This is a genomic window from Streptomyces sp. BF23-19 (assembly GCF_041106355.1).
GTDB lineage: Bacteria > Actinomycetota > Actinomycetes > Streptomycetales > Streptomycetaceae > Streptomyces > Streptomyces virginiae_A.
Genome location: NZ_JBGBPT010000018.1, coordinates 35,575 through 52,724, shown reverse-complemented (window position 1 = coordinate 52,724; position 17,150 = coordinate 35,575). Strand labels below are relative to the sequence as shown.

The following is a 17,150-nucleotide window of genomic DNA, read 5'->3' as shown; positions in this document are numbered from 1 at the left end:
CGTGGCGAGGGGGGCGACTGGGCACGTCTTCGACTCTACCGATGCTCGACAGGAAACATAGAGAGTGGCAGATGCCTTATCCACTAGCGTCGATAAGGCGACTTCACGGATTGGCAAGGCATGGAGAAGCCGCAGATGACTGCCGCACACGAGTTGGAAAAGACGACGCAACCTGTGCGCGGCGCGAAGAAGAAGCTGCCGGGCGGGACACAGAGCAGCAGCGGTGGCCGCCAAGGCATGTTCGTCCGGCTGAGCTCGGACGACAAGCAGCGCGCGGAGTACTGGGCCGACAAGCGCGGGTTCTCCTCGGTGAGCGAGTACGTGGCCGAGGCGGTGGTCGAGAAGATCCGGCGCGAGAACCTCGACTATGACCTGCCGACCCTGGAGATCGCGCGGCTCAACGAGCTCGTCGATCAGGTCGCGGCGCTGGCCACGAACTCGGCGAACCTCGAACGCGTCGTCACCACGGGCTTCGACTCGCTGATCGGGCTCACCCGCGGCGACAACTACCTGCTCGACGAGGAGGACGGTGAGCTCGTATGAACCGGGACTTCGCAGAGATGCTGGAGGCGGCCACGCCCACCGACGAGGTGATGGATGTGGACACGTCCTTCCTCGACGCCTACCGGCGTGGTGGGAGCGAGGAGTTGAAGCGCGTCCAGGCTCAGGCCGCACCGCCTGAGCCTGAGGCGGCAACACCCGAGCCGGAGGCGCAGTTCGATGAGACCGGCGACATCGACTCCCAACTCGAGGTTGAAGGTCCGCAGGCTGATCTCGATGGGGAAGCCGAAACAGATCGCCCGAACCTGGAGCCGGACCGCGAGCCCGACGTTGGCGACTCCGAGCGGGCCGGTCGATCCGATCAGCGCGGTGGCGCCGGCGGCGGACAGAACACCGCTGACGGGGTGCTCCCGGGCGGTGTGCCGGCGGGTCCTGCGGCCGATGCCGTTTCCGCTCCCGGGGCACAGCCGGACGTGGAGGGCGCTGCTACAGCCGAAATCGCTGCTCATGACGGCGTCGCCGCACCGGACGAACCCGAGCGGGTGGGGCCCGGATCGCCGCAGTTCACCGGTGATCAGGGCGCCGTGCAGAGCGCGCCCTCGAAGGGGGGCTCGGGCAGTACAGCCGAGACCGCCGCGCTCCCCCAGTCGGGCTTCCGGCTCGCCGGCGTGCAGAGCCAGCCGCACATCAAGGCACTGCCCGACAGCGTCATGAACGCGCTGCGGGAGCAGCTGCGAGCAGCCGCAGTCCGTGAGCTGGGCGTGAGCGACAGCGCCGCTCGGGGGTTCAGCCGGCGGCTGAGCCAGGGCACGCTGGTGATGGCGTTCCTGTTGGCACAGCTCGACCTGCACCTTGATGCCGATCCTGCCACCGAGCGCGCCGTGGAGCTGTTCCGCTCCCGCGACCCGCTGCTGGGCGGCGTGTTGACACGGTTGATGAGCATCGAGGCTGTCGAACGCGAGCGGGACGGGTTGTTGCGCAAGCTGCGCGACGAGCTGGGCGAGGTGCGCCAGACCAGCGCGGTGATCGAGCAGGCGCTCGCATACTCCATCGCCGACCGCACGGAGAACTTCCTGCGGGGCTCGCACAACCTTCATGACGCGCCGATCACGCACAAGGAGGCGATCCATCTCCGGGACATGGCCCGTGAGGCGACCAGGAAGCAGTTGAGGCTCGAACGCGAGCGGGAAGGGCGGCCGTTCCGATGACCGCGACGAGCAGGGAGAAGCTCTTTCCCGTCCGTCAGCGCTGCAAGGCGTGGGGTTGTCGGGTCTCTGCGTCCAGGACCCGGGTGTGCCTCGGCTCGTACTGCACTCCGCGGTGTACGGGTATGGCCGCGCCGGCCTCGCGCCCCGAGGACGCGCCGCGCGGATGCCGGACGCAGCGCGAAGGGGCGTGGGCGTTCAAGCGCCGCTACCGGAGCGAGCAGGAGATCCCCTCGAAGCTCCGGGAAGACGCGTCGACGGGCGGACGAGGGCGACGGGAACGGGTCCGGCAAGGGCCTGGGCCGGAACGCTGAGCCGTTCATCTTCGAGGGCGCGAACGAGCGCCCCGAGCACCCGACGATGAAGTGGCTCATGAAGCAGCTGGAGAAGCGCGACGTGGGTACGGGTGCGACCCGCACCTCGACGTACTCGGAGGTCACCAACGACGAGGCGAAGTACCCGCTGCTGACCGAGAAGGGACAAAAGCTCAGGCTGGCGCAGGCCGGCGAAATGAGCTGGAGGCTCCTGCCGGGCACGCGCATCGGCGATCTCGGGCTCACCGAGAAGGTCTACGCCGACATGCGCGACATCGCCGCCGGGATCGCTACCGCCGAGGAGCGCCTGGCCGTCGTCGCCGACTGGGTGCGCGAGGACATCGCCACGATGACGAAGAACGCCTCGTCCATGCGCGCCGAGCTGGGCCTGGAGGAGCAGGTCGGCGCCGCCCGCGCCGAGGGCGTGTGGCAGGCCGCGCCAGGTGGCCCGACGAAGGTCGCCTTCAAGAAGGTCTGGTCGGGCCACGAGTTCAGCGATGACGAGGTGGCAAAGCTGCTCGCGGGCGAAACGATCTCGTTCGAGGCGAGGCCGAAGGAGAACAAGCCCTTCCCGGCCACCGGTGCGCTCGGCGTCGGCGCCTTCAAGGGTCGCAAGTTCGTCGGGTTCCAGCTGGAGGTGCCGGACAAGCCGACGAAGTGGTCTGGCCGGACGTTCACGCCGGCGGAGGTCGCGGCGCTCCTGGCGGGCCAGGCGCTGGAGATCGACGACTTCGTCAGCGCGCGGACTGGCGGGACCTTCGGTTGCAAGGTCACCTGGGACGCGAAGGCCAGGAAGATCACCCCTGTTTTCGGCTCCGACGACGAGCCACCTCGGTCCTGGTGCCAGGTGACCTTCACCGATGCGCAGCGCAAGGACCTGGCGGCCGGTAAGACCATCCAGGGCACGGGCTTCGTCTCTGCCAAGGGCAAGACCTTCGACGCCCGCATCTCCTGGAAGAAGGAGGGCGGCAAGAAGAAGATCGTCCCGTCGTTCGGTTGATGTCGGCCGGGCACTGACGAGTAGCAGCGGGTCCCGGACCTCGGGGCCCGCTGCCGCCATTTCACGACAGGAACGAGGATGCGATGGGAACGATGCGCGAAATCGTGTAGCTGGACGACTTCAGGATGCCGGCGCGGCACCCGCAGCGGGATCCGTCCGGGCTCTGGAGGGTTTGAACGAGCAGCTCGCCCTGCTGAGCGAGCGCCTGCACCACGAGGCGCCGGCGGTCCCGGGGCCGGTCCAGCGGCTCGTCACGGCCACGGCCGGCACCCCGACGCTCTGGTGTATGCGCGCGTGGTGCGTCAAGTGCACCACGCGCGAGTGTTCTCGGTGCTCGATCCGGCCAAGGAGACGCTGCGCGGCGCCGGGCACACACCCCCTCGGCACTCGGAGCAGGCAGTGCTCGACGGGATGCCGGTTCGTCAGGAAGGCCTCGACCAGAGCGGCTCCGCCGATGCGTTGGCCGTGCTCGGCCTAGGCGACGACGTTCCGCGCTTCGAGGCGGAAGCGATGGACTGAGCGTCACCGCTTCCGCGGTGCGACTGATCTGTCAGCCGCCCAAACGACACTCGATGACCCGGATCCACTAGTCAGACTCGCCCCACGCCACCACCCGAGCCCCTTTCGCGCTCGTTTCGAATGGCTTATCTAAGATAGGATGCCATTCGCGCGCCTCATGTATGAAGACTTCTCGATAGGTCGAGCAATGGCCATTGCGGTCGCAAGGGGGATGGGAGATTCATGGCGAAGCTGTCCTACAAGGTGCCAAGTTCGCTGAACAGGAGCTTTCTGGATCACGAGATCACGCTCAGCAAGGGCGGCTGGGCGGCGAAGCCCTCCCCGATCAAGCAGCTGCTCTTCTTCGCCGGCGGCATCCTCGCCCTGCTGTGGTTCAGCACGTCGACGTTCGTCGCGAGCTCGGGCCCAGTCGCCATCGCGTTCTTCGTCCTCTGGGGACTGGCGGCGATCGCCTACTTCGGCGGGCTGATGAAGACGAAGGAGCTGCGCATCATGCGGGTGCCGGCCTTCCTTGCGTATCTGCCCCGCACGGCCCGCCACGTCCTCACCCGTCGCAGCTCGAACCCCACGGACTTCTACTCGATCGTCGGCATCGACGGGATCGACGAGGACGGGCTGATCCGTTTCTCCGACGGCGGCGAAGGCCGGGTCTACCTGGTCGTCGGCTCAGCGAGCTATCTGCTCTTCGACGAGGACCGGATCGGGATCCTCGACCGGGTCGACTCCTTCTGGCGCAAGGTCGAGACGGCCTGCGAGCACAGCTTCATCACAACGAAGGAGCCGCAGCGGATCTACCACCAGGTGGCGAACCTGGAGCAGCGCAACCAGGCCCTTCAGATCCGTGACCCCGATCTGATCGAGCTGCAGAACGAGCAGTACGACATCCTCACGCAGCACGTGGGCGGGAAGTTCCCCTCGATCCACCAGTACCTGCTGCTCAAGGGTAAGAACACCGACGCACTGCGCAAGGGACACCAAGTCCTCCAGGCCGAGGTCGGCGGCTCCACCCTCATGATCAAGGAAGCCGCGATGCTCGACCGCGAGGAGGCCGAGCCGATGCTGCGGGTCTTCTACCAGGGCATCGACGACGAACTGCTCGATCTCAAGACGTCGCTGAACTGACAGCGCCAGGCCGACCCACACGACGAGGAACGAACGAAGGACACCATGGCGCTGATGACGAAAGTCCGGGCACAGCTCGGCATCCCGGGAAAGAAGCCTGACGAGACGAATGAGAGCGCGGAGCTCCTGGTCGGTGATCTGCCCGCGGACGACGCTGCTCAGGCTGAGGGCGTGCGGAACACCGCGGCAGCTCACGGCGTGGCCGACGAAGCCGCCGAGCCGAAGAAGAACTGGTGGCAGCGTCGCCGGGAGGTGAAGCACCTCCAGGGCACATTCGGCGCCTATCCGCACCTGCTCGCGCTGAAGCCGAAGGAGAAGTACCTCTTCCGCTCCGACTACTTCGAGGTCGACGGCTCGGTCGCCTGCATCCTGGCGTACTTCCACGACGACGCCGCGCACGACAACTTCGCCGCCTTCTGGGGCATCGATCGGATCCCGGACGGCCTGGACGAGCGGGTCACCGCGGTCGTGCTCGAGCAGGTCAAGCGGATGGACGACAAGTGGATCGACTCCTATACGAAACAGTCCGAGAAGCTGGAACGGCTCGATGCCAACGAGCAGGAGGAGACGGGTACGACCTCTTCCAAGCGCAAGGCCGCGAAGATCTCCGGTGACCTCGGGGTCACGATCGGAGAGCTCCAAGACGGCGCGAGCTACCTCTCGGTGCACAACCGGCTCTTTCTCAAGGCCCCGGACCTTACGACCCTGGACGACACGATCGACCGGGTCACGCGCCTGTACATCGACCGCTTCGGCACGCTGAAGGCTGCGCCCTACGCCGGCGAGCAGCGCCAGGAGCTCTCGAGCCTGTGGAAGAACAACGAGAAGAAGAAGGGCAAGGGCTTCCACTTCACCTCGACCGAGCTGGCCGGCTCGTACTCGCTGGTGACCAACGGCCTCAACGACAAGGGCGGCGAGTACGTCGGCTACATGGTCGGCGACGTCAACAACAGCGCCGTGCTCATGGACGTCAACGCCTACGACCACCACGTGATCGTCGCCGACGCCACCCTCAGCGAGTACCTCGACCGCCAGCGGGTGGCCAACATGTGGTGCTCGAAGATCTCGCAAGCGACGTTGCTGAACAACGGCCAGGTCGTCCACCTCGTCCTTGACGGGGCGAACCTCGACAAGCTCGGCCCGAGGTTCGAGCGGCTCACCTCCCGCGTGGACCTGAATCAGGGCGACGTGAACATGTTCGAAATGTTCGGCGAGGAGGAGGACGAGCTGACGGTCTTCTCCGCGCAGATGGAGAAGCTCAAGTTGATGTTCGAGCAGCTCTACGAGAGCACCGATGGTGCCGTGGGCTCGATCATCCGCAGTGCCCTCGAAGACACTGCCACGGACTTCTACATCGAGCAGGGCATGTGGCGGCACAACGCCAAGGAGCAGCGTAACCGCCTGCGCGTGGTGAACATCCCGCACACCCAGGTGCCGCGTCTTCAGATGTTCGTCTCCTACCTGGCGACCGCGCACAAGGCGCTGTTGAACTCCAGCAAGACCGACCCGGACCAGCTGCGCGCCTACAACGTGCTCAGAGGCATCGCCAACGCGATGCTGAGCACCAACGGCGACCTGTTCAACAACCACACGGCCTCGGCCGTGGACGGGGTCCGGGATTCGCGGCGCGTGGTCTACGACTTCTCGCGGCTCATGCGCCGCGGCAAGGGCGTGGCGATGGCGCAGCTGGTGAACATCGTCGGCTTCGCCGTCGGCCAGCTGGGGCTCGGCGACACGGTGATCATCCACGGCACCGAGCACATCGACGACCGGGTGAAGAAGTACCTCAAGGACCAGTTCGACCACATGCACGAGCGCGGCGGCCGGGTGGTCTACAGCTACAACGACGTCGACAAGATGCTGGCCGACAGCGACTTCAACAAGTTCGACGCTGCGGACTACACGCTCTTCGGCCCGATGCGCGACAAAACAGTGGCGGAGTACCAGAAGCAGTTGCACCAGCGGATCCCGCCGGATCTCGCCCGGCTCATCACGACCAAGGACGAGAACCTCACGTACCTGCGCCGGGGCGTCTCCAACGTGGTCTTTCACCTGGATTTGGCACTGGGGATCAACCCCTACCGCGAGGCCCAACGCAGGCAGGTCCGACGGGAGGCGGCCAGGGCCGAAGAGACGGCGCGGATGGACTCGATCATGCACGACAAGCCGGCACCGGGCGCGAACCTCACCAGCGTCCGGAAGCACAGCGAGGGCGACGGCGGTGAGGCTGACGCGGGCCACGCTGACGCGATCAAGCGCAACGACGGCAAGAGCCTGCGGCATCCCGAGAACAACGCAAAGCGACCAGCAACAAGGCCCAGGCCCAAGAAGCTGGAAAAGACATGAGCGAGGTCAGCACTGATACGAGGACGAGGAGTAGAGGAGAGACCATGAACGGGACGATCACGGCGGTGGCGAGGCTGCGTGCCTGGGCCGGCCACAGCGTGGGGGCAGTCCGCCCGGGCAGGCTCGCGCACGGGCTCGCCCTCATGCTCCTGGCGGCGCTGCTCGTGCCGGTCTTCATGATGGCGACGTCTTCGCCGGCGTCTGCGGACGACAAGAAGGAGCCCGACAACTACAGCCTCTACCAGCTGGCCTCGAACGCGAGCTCGTACTTCAGCGAGAAGAACTCGCCGCAGAACGACAAGGGCATGCACGAGAACTGGAAGCCGGTCACGTCCAGCCCGGCCTCGGGCGGTTCCATTCTCGGCTACGCCGACCCGGAGTTCAGCCTGGGCGACATCGTGGGCTGGTTCTTCGCCGAGGTGTCGGGGTCCTCGCAGACCGTCACCTACGAGACCCTGGCCGCGAAAGACGGCAAGGGCAACGCCAAGTACTCGGGCATGCTCGACTACGCGCACTTCGGGGCGGCCAACAACGACCTTGGCCTGGACACGATGTCCTCGGGCATCGGCGGCCAGATCGTGAGCGTGATCGGGGGGTCGATCATCTGGGTCCTCTACGCCCTGGCGCTGGCGGTCGGCACGCTGTTCTACGTCATCATCCAGTTCCTGAAGCTCATCAACCCCTTCGTGTGGTTCTACAGCGCGGTCGCGGCGGTGAATCCGACTTTTGCCGAGGGTATGACCGGAGGCGATACCGGAGGCGGCCCGCTCTTGGGTCTGCAGCACTGGGTAAGCGGCTGGTACGGCTTGCTCGTCGATATCTCGTGGCAGGCGCTCGTGCCGATCTTCATCGGCGTCCTGCTCATCGGCCTGGTCATGTTCAAGAAGATGGACCGGGGCTCGGCGATCAAGAAGCTCATCGTGCGCGTCGTCTTCATCGGCGTCGGCCTGCCGCTCGTCGGGTCGATGTACTCCAGTGTGCTCGGAAAGTTCGACGACTCCGTTCTTGGCCAACACGCCGGCCCGACGCGCGTCGTGCTGAGCACGTACGTCGACTTCGAGGCGTGGATGATGAACGACCGCCTGGGGATTCCGGAAGAGGCCACTGTTTCCTGGAACGATGACCAGGCCAGCCCGGACGCGATGATGGCTGTGCGCACGAGTGCGCTGGCGATCAACAAGCAGTCCCACGGGGCGACGTTCAACGGCATCAATATCGGGACGAAGGCCAAGGACGCCGAGTCGGCTTGGAAGGACGGCACCGTCTCCGTCACCGGAGGCCGTGCCTCGGACGACTTCAAAGCGGTGTTCTCGACCTTCGGGATCATCGGCAAGTACATCGCGAGCAACGAGATCGCAGCCTCCGACTTCGAGTCGGGGATCAAGACCTCGATCACGCAGCTGGACGAGAGCTCGGATACCAAGAAGCTCTGGTTTGTCGAGAAGAAAAGCTACGGCGACGTGAAGGAGTTCGGTGAGGAGAACGGGCCGAAGCCGGTCGATCACCCGGTGATCTCGACCGACGGTACGGGCTTGACCTCCTCTAGTCCCGGTAAGGATTCGACGGTCTTCACCACGAGGGGGACGAAGGGTGGCTGTGGCTTTGCGGTGGGCAAGACACCCTCCTCATGCAACCTGTCTCCCCTGGCGGCGTACAACTACCTCAACACCGGGTTCAACCCCAGCTCATTGGCCATGTACTCGTCGAACAACGCCACCAGCGGGTTCACCCGCGAGAACCACATGGCCGTCAGCCAGGTGGGCACGGGGCCGGCGAAGTTCATGTACTGGAGCAACTCGGCCACGGTCCTGGGCTCCATCGTCCTGCTCGGCTTCTGGTACGCCATCGGCATGCTGGCCGGGGCGATCAAGCGGACCTTCGGCCTGGTGGCCGCCGTACCGTTCGCGACGCTGGGTGCCATGCAGGCGATCGCCAAGGTGATCGTCTACTCCACGGCGATGATCCTGGAAGTCCTCGTCACGCTGTTCGTCTACCAGTTCGTCTCGGAGTTCCTGATCTCGGTCCCGGACATCTTGGCCGGCCCCGTGTCGAGCTTCATGAGCCCGGGTGGCTTGTGGGGCAGCCCTGCGCTCGGCGGGATCATCGTGGTGGTCCTGACCCTGATCTCCTCGCTGATGATCATGGGCATCACCTTCGCCCTGCTACGGGTGCGCAAGACAGTGCTGCAGGCGATGGACGAGGTGGTCACCAAGCTCGTGGACAAGTTCCTCGAGACGAACAGCACGCCGAAGCCGGACAAGGGTGGGCTGATGCCGGCTCTGGCCTCGGGTGCGGGGGCCGGCGCGGGTATGGCCATGGGCAACAAGCTCGCCAACGGGTTCGACAGCAAGACCAGCGGTCCGGCGTCCCCGAACACGGGCAAGCCCACAGGCAAGCCCACGGGCAAGACGGCGTCGACGAACGCCGGCGGCACGAACGGTGACGCCATGGAGTTGACGTCCGGTAAGCAGCAGCTGGCCCTCGAGGGTGGCGGGCAGGACGGACCGGATGGCCCGGACAGTCCGGCGCTCGATGGTGGTCCTGGTGGTAGTGGCTCCGGCGGCGGCAGTGACGGCGTCAAGGCTCTGCCGGGCGGCATCAGTCCCGCCGGTGCTCTGGGCACGCCCGGTCGCGACGGACACACCGACAAGGGTGGTCCGCTGCAGCTGACGAGTGGCAGAGCGGGCAGCTCGCACTCGGACAAGCAGACGGCGCAGGGTCTGAGCAACCAGGGTGGCCTTTCGAACCTCGGGTACAGCGCGGACAAGGTCATCCGCGGTGAGGTACTTTCCTCGTCGACGGAGCCGTCGAGTTCTCGTGGTGATGCTCAGGGCCAGAGCGGCGCCGGCGGCGCAGGTTCTGTCCCGACCAGCGGAAACGGTAAGGCTGTCGCCGGTCAGACGGGACCGACGCAGTTCGGCACGGGTTCCCAGGGTGCGCAGAACCAACAGGGCGGCAACCCGCAGGCTGCACCGCAACACTTCAGCGGCGACGCTGTGCCTGCCCCGGGTCCTGCTCCGACGCACCCGGATGCGCCGAGCACGCGTCGGACACGCGCCGCTCAGGGCACCCCTCCCCCGGCTCAGGCCCAGACCTCCATCGGGCCGCTGGCACAGCAGGAGCAGGCCGTGGCGCAGGCGAACGGTGACCGGCCGCTGTCCGTCATCAACGCCCGCGGCGACGGTGCCTCGGCTCCGAGGCAGCCAGGGGCCAGCGCCCCGGCTGTGGGTCAGAATCCGGCTGCGCCTGAAGCGCCGGCTCCGGCTCGGGCACCGGGAACGCGCAAGCCGGGTTCGATCCCGGCGTCGACGTCGACCCCTGGAGCGCCGACTCCGCCTCGGACACCGACAACGCGCAAGCCGGGTTCGATCCCGACGTCGACGTCGACCCCTGGAGCGCCGACTCCGACTCCGGCTCGGACACATGCAGCGCATCAGCCGGGTTCGATCCCGGCGTCGCCGCCGCGCCCGACGCCCGCCCCGTCGGCTCAAGCTCCGCGGCCGCCAGCTCCTGCACCGGCTCCTGCGACGGCTCCTGCGCCGCGGCAGGCTCCGGTTCCGCCTCCGCCTCGGGTTGCCGATCCGACCCCTCAGAGCGTGGAGACCCCGAAGCCGCGGCAGCGGCAGCGGCGCGAGGGGGACTGATCGTCCGATCGAGGGCGAGCGTGGAGGCCTGACGCACCCGGTGAGAACGATCATCCTCACCGGGTGCGTCGCCCTTTGAGCAGCGTGAGGAGAAGGAGGGGGCATGAAGCTCGGGTCGAGGCTTCGCGGCGAGTTCCCGCGTGGCTGGTGGAGCTCGGCGCGATGGTGGGTCACCGGGATCCGTGAGCTGGCACTGAGTACTGCGGCGGCTGTGGCTACCGTAGTGTTCGTCGGCGAGATGGTGCGCGCCGTGCGGCATCGCGACGAGCCGAGGATCCTGGCGCGTCTGGCCGGCACGTTCGAGGGGTACGTGTCGGGCCTTCTGGTCAACGGCGCAGGCTTGGGCGTTTTGGTCACCATGGAGATCGAGGATGATCTGCCTGTGGTGCTGATGGTGCTGCTGTCTGGGTGGTGTCTGTCCAACATCGGCGTCAGCGCCGTGGTGTTCGTCGTGGTGGCCCAGTCGAGGATTCGGAGGCCAGAGGCATGGGCCGAACTCGATTTCGTCGAGCGGCATGCCCCGAAGTACGGCCGGCCGCCGGAGACGATCGAGGAATACCGGGCGCTGCACCTTCAGGAGTAGACGTCAGAGGCTTGACCAGCCGAGGAAGGACAGAACCCCGTGGGCGCGATGCCCACGGGGTTCTGCGCTGCTCGGCCGGCCGAGCGGGACGTCGACGCTACTTCTTGCACTTGGTCTTGAAGCCGTCCAACAGAGCCTTGCCAGCATCGGAGTTGTCACGCACGTACGCGCTACCGCTGATGCTGATCGAGGTTTCGCTGGTTGCGATGGACTCGCTGCCGGTCCGCTCGTTGCGGGTGTCGTCTCCGGCGACCGTCCAGATGATCTGGGACTGATCCTTGTTGAACTCGCCGGTGCTGGTCACGCTCGGCTTCTCGTAGACACCATCGCAGTTGTACTCATGATGCGAGACACTGTTGCCCTTGACGACCAGCTGGCCGAGGTCGGACGTGCCGTTGATGTCCTTGACGTAGTAGGTACCGTCGAGCTTGCCGGCGCCGTCGCTGCTTCCGCTGCAGGCGGTGAGTATGAGTGAGCCCGCGGCCAGGGCCGCGATGGACACGGTCATCTTGGCCCGCGTCGTACGTGCAGTGCTGATCCTCATGGCGTTTCCCCTTCGTTCGTTATGGAAGTCGGCTTGAGACACAAGGCCAGTCAAAATAACCTATGGATAGGTGACTTTGGCGGATCGGGACCGTCTGTCAGGTGCCTTATCGGAGGTTGTCGAGCCGATGCTCAGTCAGCGCTGGCGCGAACTCGGCCTGATTGAGCGCGTGTTCGCCGTCCTGGATGCGCCACTGCCGACGCTGCACGGGCGGGGCGTCTGCTTCTTGGACTGCCAGGTCGCCGAGTTCACGCAGCTCTGCGTACGCTCCCTGCAGCTGTTCCTCGTGGTGTGCCGACCTGACCCTGAGGCGGCCGGCCCGCTCTTCCCACCCGCGCACCCGCGACTCGCGGTCGAGCCTGGTCTCCCCCTCGATCCAGGCACGAAGCTCGGTTGGGTCGACGTCACTCGGGAGCCCGGTGGCGAAAGGCCCCTCGGGTTCCGGCATGTCGATAGGGATGTGCGACAGCAGCACCGCGGGGGTCGTGTCGAGCACATAGGCGATCGCGACGAGACCGTCGACGGTCACGGGACGAGCACATCGCTCCATCTCCGCGAGGGCGTCGGCCGAGATCGGGTGATCGAGCATCAAGAGCACGTAGGCCAGCTCGTCGATGGTCAGCTCGCGCAGCTGGCCGTAGTGGGTGATGGCGTCGGACACAGCAAGGGTTGTTCACGACCATGCGGCCTGCCGAGCACGAGCGGTTTTCGAGCACGTACGCCGTCACGAGCCGGCACGAGGCGCCCCGGAGGCGCTCTGCGCCGCGAGTTCTGCCACCCGAACTGGCCGACCTCAGACCCCGACCTTGATCGGCGGAAAGAAGCCCTGGAGCGCTACGGGCCAACGGCACTGCCCGCGCTGCGCGTCCAGTGGCAGTTCCAACGCGAGTTCGGTAAGGGGCCGGTGAAGCTCTTCCCACCAAAGTACGAATCCCATCGAAATCTCTCCCTCCCCGGATTCATCGCGGAGCTGCACACGGCGCTCCTCGCCACCCATGACCACGAGTACCTGTTCCCAGCGATCAGCGGCGGGCTGCTGGCCAACACAAACTTCAGCTACTCCTACTGGCGGCCGGTCTCGCGCGGGCGACCAGCCTCCGAGGAGTTCGCGAGGATTCGCCTGGGCCGGCCCCAGCCGGCCATCTCCCGCCGCCCCCTTCCAGAGGTCCCTGCGACCGCGTACGCCGGGAAGCGGCCGTTCCTGCTTCGCCACGGCGGCAAGGAGTGGCTCGACGAAGATCGACACAGTCGCATCGCCGTGGAGACCCGCATGGGCCTCCTGGGCATCGTGCTGTTCGTGCTGATCGGCACGGACGTGTTGAGCCCGTACGCGGGCGAGTCCGGCTCCTAGCCGGGCTCCGCACCACCTCTTCGCGTGAACCGCAGGCCGCTCGGGAACGTTCCCGGGCGGCCTGTGCGTCGTTGTGCCTGAAGAGAGTGGAAGGCGAACGCAGGGGGTGCCCCATGGGTCGAGTGGTGCTGGAGCGGTTTCCCGCCGGAAGTCCGCGGGGAAGTTGGCCCGCCGAGGAGTACGCGGCGCAGCGGATGCGCGAGGGCGTGCCGGCGGAGGTGGTCATGGACCTGGACAGCGACGCGTTCCTCGTCGTGGTCCGGCAGCGGGAGTCCCGTTCCGGTCACTGACCGCCCGCGGGAAGATCCGATGGGCGCACGGCCCTTGGCCTCCCGCCCGCGCAGCCCCACACTGACCCGATGACTCAGCGTGTGGATCTCGCGACGGTGATGGACCGGCTGGCGATCGACGAGGTGGTCACGGGCTACGCGGTGGCCGTCGACGACGGTGACTGGGCCGCGTACCGGGCCCTGTTCACGGCCTCCGGGAGGGTCGACTACAGCTCGGCCGGCGGGATCGAGGGCTCGGTGGCGGAGGTCGCGGACTGGCTGGCGGAGACGATGACCCTGTTCCCCGTCCGCCAGCACCTGATCGTGAACCGGTTGATCCGGGTGGAGGACCTGGGCGGCTCCCCCGGGGACAGCGCCGAGGTCCGGGCGGACTTCCTCAATCCGATGCGGCTGGCGGGGCCGGACTCCGACCCCGCGGTCACCTCACCCAACTTCGTCGCCGCCGGGCGCTACGACTTCGCGCTGGCCCGCACCCGTGACGGCTGGCGGCTCACCCGCGTCACGGTGCACGAGAAGTGGCGGCACATGACCGCCTGAGTCGGACCGGAGCCGGTCGACTGGCCCGGACGTCCGGCACTGCCACACTGGAAGCGGAGGCACGCCATGATCATGATGCGCATGCGGTGGTGGTCCCCTCGATGGCGTGCGCCCGCCGCCGTGGTCGCCGGGGCGCTACCGGCCCTCGCCTTCCCGGCCCCCGCGCTCTGGTGGTTCGCCTACGCCGCCCTCGTGCCCTGGATGCTCCTGCTGCGGTCGGCCCCCACCGCGCGGCGGGCCGTGCTGGAGGGCTGGCTCGGCGGCGCGGGGTTCATCCTCGCCGTCCACCACTGGCTGCTGCCCAGCCTGCACGTGTTCCTGCTCCTGGTGGCCGCGCTGCTCGGGCTGCTCTGGATCCCCTGGGCCCTGCTGGTGCGGGCGCTCCTTGGCGGGACCCCGTCGGCGGGCCGGGCCTGCTGCGCGCTCGTCCTCGTACCGGCGGGGTGGCTGCTGTCGGAGCTGGTCCGGTCCTGGCAGGGGCTGGGCGGGCCGTGGGGACTGCTGGGCGCGAGCCAGTGGCAGGTGGCGCCGGCGCTGCGGCTGGCCTCGGTGGGCGGGGTGTGGCTGGTCAGCCTGCTGGTGGTGGCGGTGAACTGCGCGCTGGTGCTGCTGATCGCGGTGCCGGGGGCGCGGATCCCGGCGGTGGCCGGGATGACCGGCTGCGCGGTGCTGACGGGAGCGGTGTGGGTGTGGGCGGCGCGGCCCGAGGAATCGGGCTGGCTCCGTGTGGCCGTCGTACAGCCGGGCCCGGTGGCGGACGGGCCGGACAGCGCGGAGCGGCGCTTCGACGCCGGTGAGCGGCTGACGCGGCCGTTGGCCGGCCAGCGGGTCGATCTGGTGGTGTGGGGCGAGAGCAGCGTCGGCGCGGACCTGACCGCCCGCCCGGACCTGGCCCGGCGGCTGGCCGCGCTGTCCGCGGAGGTCGGGGCTCCGCTGCTGGTGAACGTGGACGCGCGGCGGGCGGACCACGAGGGAATCTACAAGAGCGCGGTCCTCGTGGGCCCCCAGGGCCCCACCGGCGACCGGTACGACAAGATGCGGCTCGTCCCCTTCGGGGAGTACGTGCCGGCGCGTGCGCTGTTCGGCTGGGCCACCTCGGTCGGCAAGGCGGCGGGCGAGGACCGTGTGCGCGGCGACGCCCCGGTGGTCATGGACCTGCCCGCCCGCCCGGACGGGCCCGGCGGCGTCCGGGTCGGCCCGCTGGTGTGCTTCGAGTCGGCCTTCCCCGACATGAGCCGGCGCCTCACCCTGGACGGGGCCTCCCTGCTCGTCGCCCAGTCGGCGACCTCCTCGTTCCAGGAGAGCTGGGCCCCGGCCCAGCACGCCTCGCTGGCCGCGCTGCGGGCGGCCGAGAACGGCCGCCCGATGGTGCACGCCACCCTGACGGGCATCAGCGTGGTGAACGGCCCGTCCGGCGCGCGGGTCGGGACCGCCCTGCCCACTTCCGCGAGCACGGCGGCCGTGTACGAGGTCCCGCTCGCCCGCGGCACGACCCTCTACGTCCGCTTCGGGGACTGGCCGGTGGCCGCGGCCCTCGCCGCCCTCGCGGTGTACTGCGCGGTGGCGGGCAGCCGTTCCCTCAGGAGGCCTGCTCCAGAGCCGAGCTCACCACCCGCTCGCAGATCTCGTGGGTTCGCAGGGCGTCGCGGGCGCTGAGCGTGGTGCCCGCCGCGACCGCCTCCAGGAAGTGGTCGACGACCTGCTCGATGCCGCGCTGCCGGGCGACGGGGACCCAGTCCCCGCGGCGCCGCACGGTCGGCTGGCCCTTGTGGTCGATGACCTCGGCGAGATTGACCACCTGCCGCTTGGTGTCGCGCCCGGACACCTCCAGGATCTCCTCGGTGGAGCCGGACAGCCGGTTCATGATGCCGAGGGCGGTGAATCCGGCGCCGGACAGCTGGAGCACCACCTGGTGCATCAGCCCCTCGCGCACCACCGCCCGCACGTCGAAGTGGTCGGCCTCGCCGGGCAGGAGGAACCGCAGGGTGTCGACGACGTGGATGAAGTCGTCCAGCACCAGCGTCCGCGGGTCCTCGGGCAGCCCGACCCGGTTCTTCTGCATGACGATCAGCTCGCGGGCGTGGTCGGCGCACTGCGCGTAGGCGGGCGCGAAGCGGCGGTTGAAGCCGACGGCGAGGGAGACCCCGAGCCGCTCGGCCCGTTCCACGAGCTGTCGCGACGACGCGAGTTCGTAGGCGAGCGGCTTGTCCACGTAGGTGGGCACGCCGGCCTCCAGCAGCCGGGTCACGATCTCGGGATGGGCCACGGTGGCGGCGTGCACGAAGGCCGCGTCGAGCCCCTCGGCGAGCAGCGCGTCGAGATCGGTGTGCCGGCGGGCGGCCGGGACGTGGTGGGTGTCGCCGACCAGCCCCAGGGTGTCGGGGTTACGGGTCTGCAGGTGCAGCTCGATGCCCGGGCGGGTGGTGAGGACGGGCAGGTACGCCTTCTGCGCGATGTCGCCGAGTCCGATGCAGCCGACCTTCACCGGGGCCTCCAGATTGGTTCCTTGTGGGATTCCCGCAGCTTAATACCTGGTGGCAGGGGCTCTGTTCGCCGAGGATGAGCCCCATGACCATCAGTTCAGGATCACATCGCAACGAACCCGCCACCACCGCCGACGAGCGGGACATGCTGGACGGATGGCTCGACTACCACCGTGCCACCCTCGCCTGGAAATGCGAGGGGCTCCAGGACGAACAGCTGCGCCGTACCCCGCTCGCGCCCTCCGAACTGAGCCTGCTGGGCCTCGTACGGCACATGGCGGAGGTGGAGCGGTACTGGTTCCGGGAGGTCATGCTGGGCGAGGACCTCCCCGAGCTGTACTGCACGAGCGAGGACCCGGACGGCGATTTCCAGTTCACCGAGAAGGCCACCTGGGCCGAGGCGGAGCAGGTCTGGCAGACCGAGGTCGAGCTGGCCCGCCAAGCTGCCGCGGGTCGTTCGCTGGACCTGGTCTCGCAGGCCGAGAGCCACCACCGGGGCGAGGTGTTCAGCCTGCGCTGGGTCTACACCCACATGATCGAGGAGTACGCGCGCCACAACGGCCACGCGGACCTGGTACGCGAGCAGATCGACGGCGCCACCGGCGACTAGGTCGTCTCCTGCGGAGGCACCCGCCAGGCCCTGTACGGCGGGTGGGTCCGTCACCCGTGCGGGGTGAATATCGGCTGCGGGTTTTCGCAACGGGGTCCTCG

At 67.9% G+C, this 17,150-nt stretch carries 16 protein-coding genes; 13 read left to right on the top strand and 3 right to left on the bottom strand.

What is annotated here, in order from left to right; all coding sequences use genetic code 11:
• Nucleotides 1–135: 135 nt before the first annotated feature.
• The 8 genes from AB8A24_RS13180 (at nt 136) to AB8A24_RS13145 (ending at nt 11,234) form a co-directional block, all read left to right on the top strand.
• Nucleotides 136–543 carry a hypothetical protein gene (locus AB8A24_RS13180; RefSeq protein ID WP_328964201.1) on the top strand — a complete coding sequence of 136 codons (408 nt, stop codon included), beginning with the start codon at nt 136–138 and terminating at the stop codon, nt 541–543.
• Nucleotides 540–1,709, top strand: coding sequence for a hypothetical protein (locus tag AB8A24_RS13175; RefSeq protein ID WP_369475697.1), 1,170 nt, complete (start codon nt 540–542; stop codon nt 1,707–1,709). The genes AB8A24_RS13180 and AB8A24_RS13175 overlap by 4 nt, the downstream gene beginning before the upstream one ends.
• Nucleotides 1,710–2,066: 357 nt before the next feature.
• Nucleotides 2,067–3,020, top strand: a complete 954-nt coding sequence (locus AB8A24_RS13170) for a DUF3945 domain-containing protein (RefSeq protein WP_369475695.1) — start codon at nt 2,067–2,069, stop codon at nt 3,018–3,020.
• A gap of 321 nt (nt 3,021–3,341) precedes the next feature.
• On the top strand, nt 3,342–3,539 hold the full coding sequence (locus AB8A24_RS13165; RefSeq protein ID WP_369475693.1) for a hypothetical protein: 198 nt from the start codon (nt 3,342–3,344) through the stop codon (nt 3,537–3,539).
• Between the two features lie 222 nt (nt 3,540–3,761).
• Nucleotides 3,762–4,661: a hypothetical protein gene (locus tag AB8A24_RS13160; protein ID WP_369475691.1), complete on the top strand. Its 900-nt coding sequence runs from the start codon at nt 3,762–3,764 to the stop codon at nt 4,659–4,661.
• A 54-nt stretch (nt 4,662–4,715) separates the two neighbouring features.
• On the top strand, nt 4,716–7,007 hold the full coding sequence (locus AB8A24_RS13155) for a hypothetical protein (protein WP_369475689.1): 2,292 nt from the start codon (nt 4,716–4,718) through the stop codon (nt 7,005–7,007).
• Nucleotides 7,008–7,051: 44 nt separating this feature from the next.
• Nucleotides 7,052–10,651: a hypothetical protein gene (locus AB8A24_RS13150; protein WP_369475687.1), complete on the top strand. Its 3,600-nt coding sequence runs from the start codon at nt 7,052–7,054 to the stop codon at nt 10,649–10,651.
• A 103-nt stretch (nt 10,652–10,754) separates the two neighbouring features.
• Entirely contained in the window at nt 10,755–11,234 is a 480-nt protein-coding gene (locus AB8A24_RS13145; RefSeq protein ID WP_369475685.1) for a hypothetical protein, read from the top strand.
• Between the two features lie 97 nt (nt 11,235–11,331).
• On the opposite strand, the gene AB8A24_RS13140 is transcribed toward AB8A24_RS13145, so the two are convergent.
• Nucleotides 11,332–11,778, bottom strand: a complete 447-nt coding sequence (locus AB8A24_RS13140) for a hypothetical protein (RefSeq protein ID WP_328964193.1) — start codon at nt 11,776–11,778, stop codon at nt 11,332–11,334.
• A gap of 106 nt (nt 11,779–11,884) precedes the next feature.
• The gene (locus tag AB8A24_RS13135) at nt 11,885–12,439 is read right to left on the bottom strand and encodes a DNA-binding protein (protein WP_369475683.1); all 555 of its coding nucleotides are present in this window, start codon (nt 12,437–12,439) and stop codon (nt 11,885–11,887) included.
• A 243-nt stretch (nt 12,440–12,682) separates the two neighbouring features.
• Here AB8A24_RS13135 and AB8A24_RS13130 point away from each other — a divergent pair, with 243 nt between their 5' ends.
• The 4 genes from AB8A24_RS13130 to lnt all read left to right on the top strand — a co-directional run bounded on the left by AB8A24_RS13130 (nt 12,683) and on the right by lnt (nt 15,612).
• Complete coding sequence (locus AB8A24_RS13130) at nt 12,683–13,129, top strand: hypothetical protein (RefSeq protein ID WP_369475682.1); 447 nt, start codon at nt 12,683–12,685, stop codon at nt 13,127–13,129.
• A 113-nt stretch (nt 13,130–13,242) separates the two neighbouring features.
• Complete coding sequence (locus tag AB8A24_RS13125; protein WP_181382610.1) at nt 13,243–13,419, top strand: hypothetical protein; 177 nt, start codon at nt 13,243–13,245, stop codon at nt 13,417–13,419.
• Between the two features lie 69 nt (nt 13,420–13,488).
• Nucleotides 13,489–13,956 (top strand): nuclear transport factor 2 family protein, encoded by a 468-nt coding sequence (locus AB8A24_RS13120; protein ID WP_328964190.1) that lies wholly within the window; start codon nt 13,489–13,491, stop codon nt 13,954–13,956.
• Between the two features lie 66 nt (nt 13,957–14,022).
• Nucleotides 14,023–15,612 carry an apolipoprotein N-acyltransferase gene (gene lnt / locus AB8A24_RS13115; protein ID WP_369475679.1) on the top strand — a complete coding sequence of 530 codons (1,590 nt, stop codon included), beginning with the start codon at nt 14,023–14,025 and terminating at the stop codon, nt 15,610–15,612.
• Here the strand turns inward: lnt and AB8A24_RS13110 are convergent.
• A complete protein-coding gene (locus tag AB8A24_RS13110; protein ID WP_328964188.1) occupies nt 15,536–16,441 on the bottom strand; it encodes a Gfo/Idh/MocA family oxidoreductase in 906 nt (301 codons plus the stop codon). The two genes, lnt and AB8A24_RS13110, sit on opposite strands and share 77 nt — an antisense overlap.
• Before the next feature lie 83 nt (nt 16,442–16,524).
• Between AB8A24_RS13110 and AB8A24_RS13105 the strand changes: the two genes are divergently transcribed.
• Nucleotides 16,525–17,049, top strand: coding sequence for a DinB family protein (locus AB8A24_RS13105; protein WP_369475677.1), 525 nt, complete (start codon nt 16,525–16,527; stop codon nt 17,047–17,049).
• The last annotated feature ends 101 nt before the right edge of the window (nt 17,050–17,150 follow it).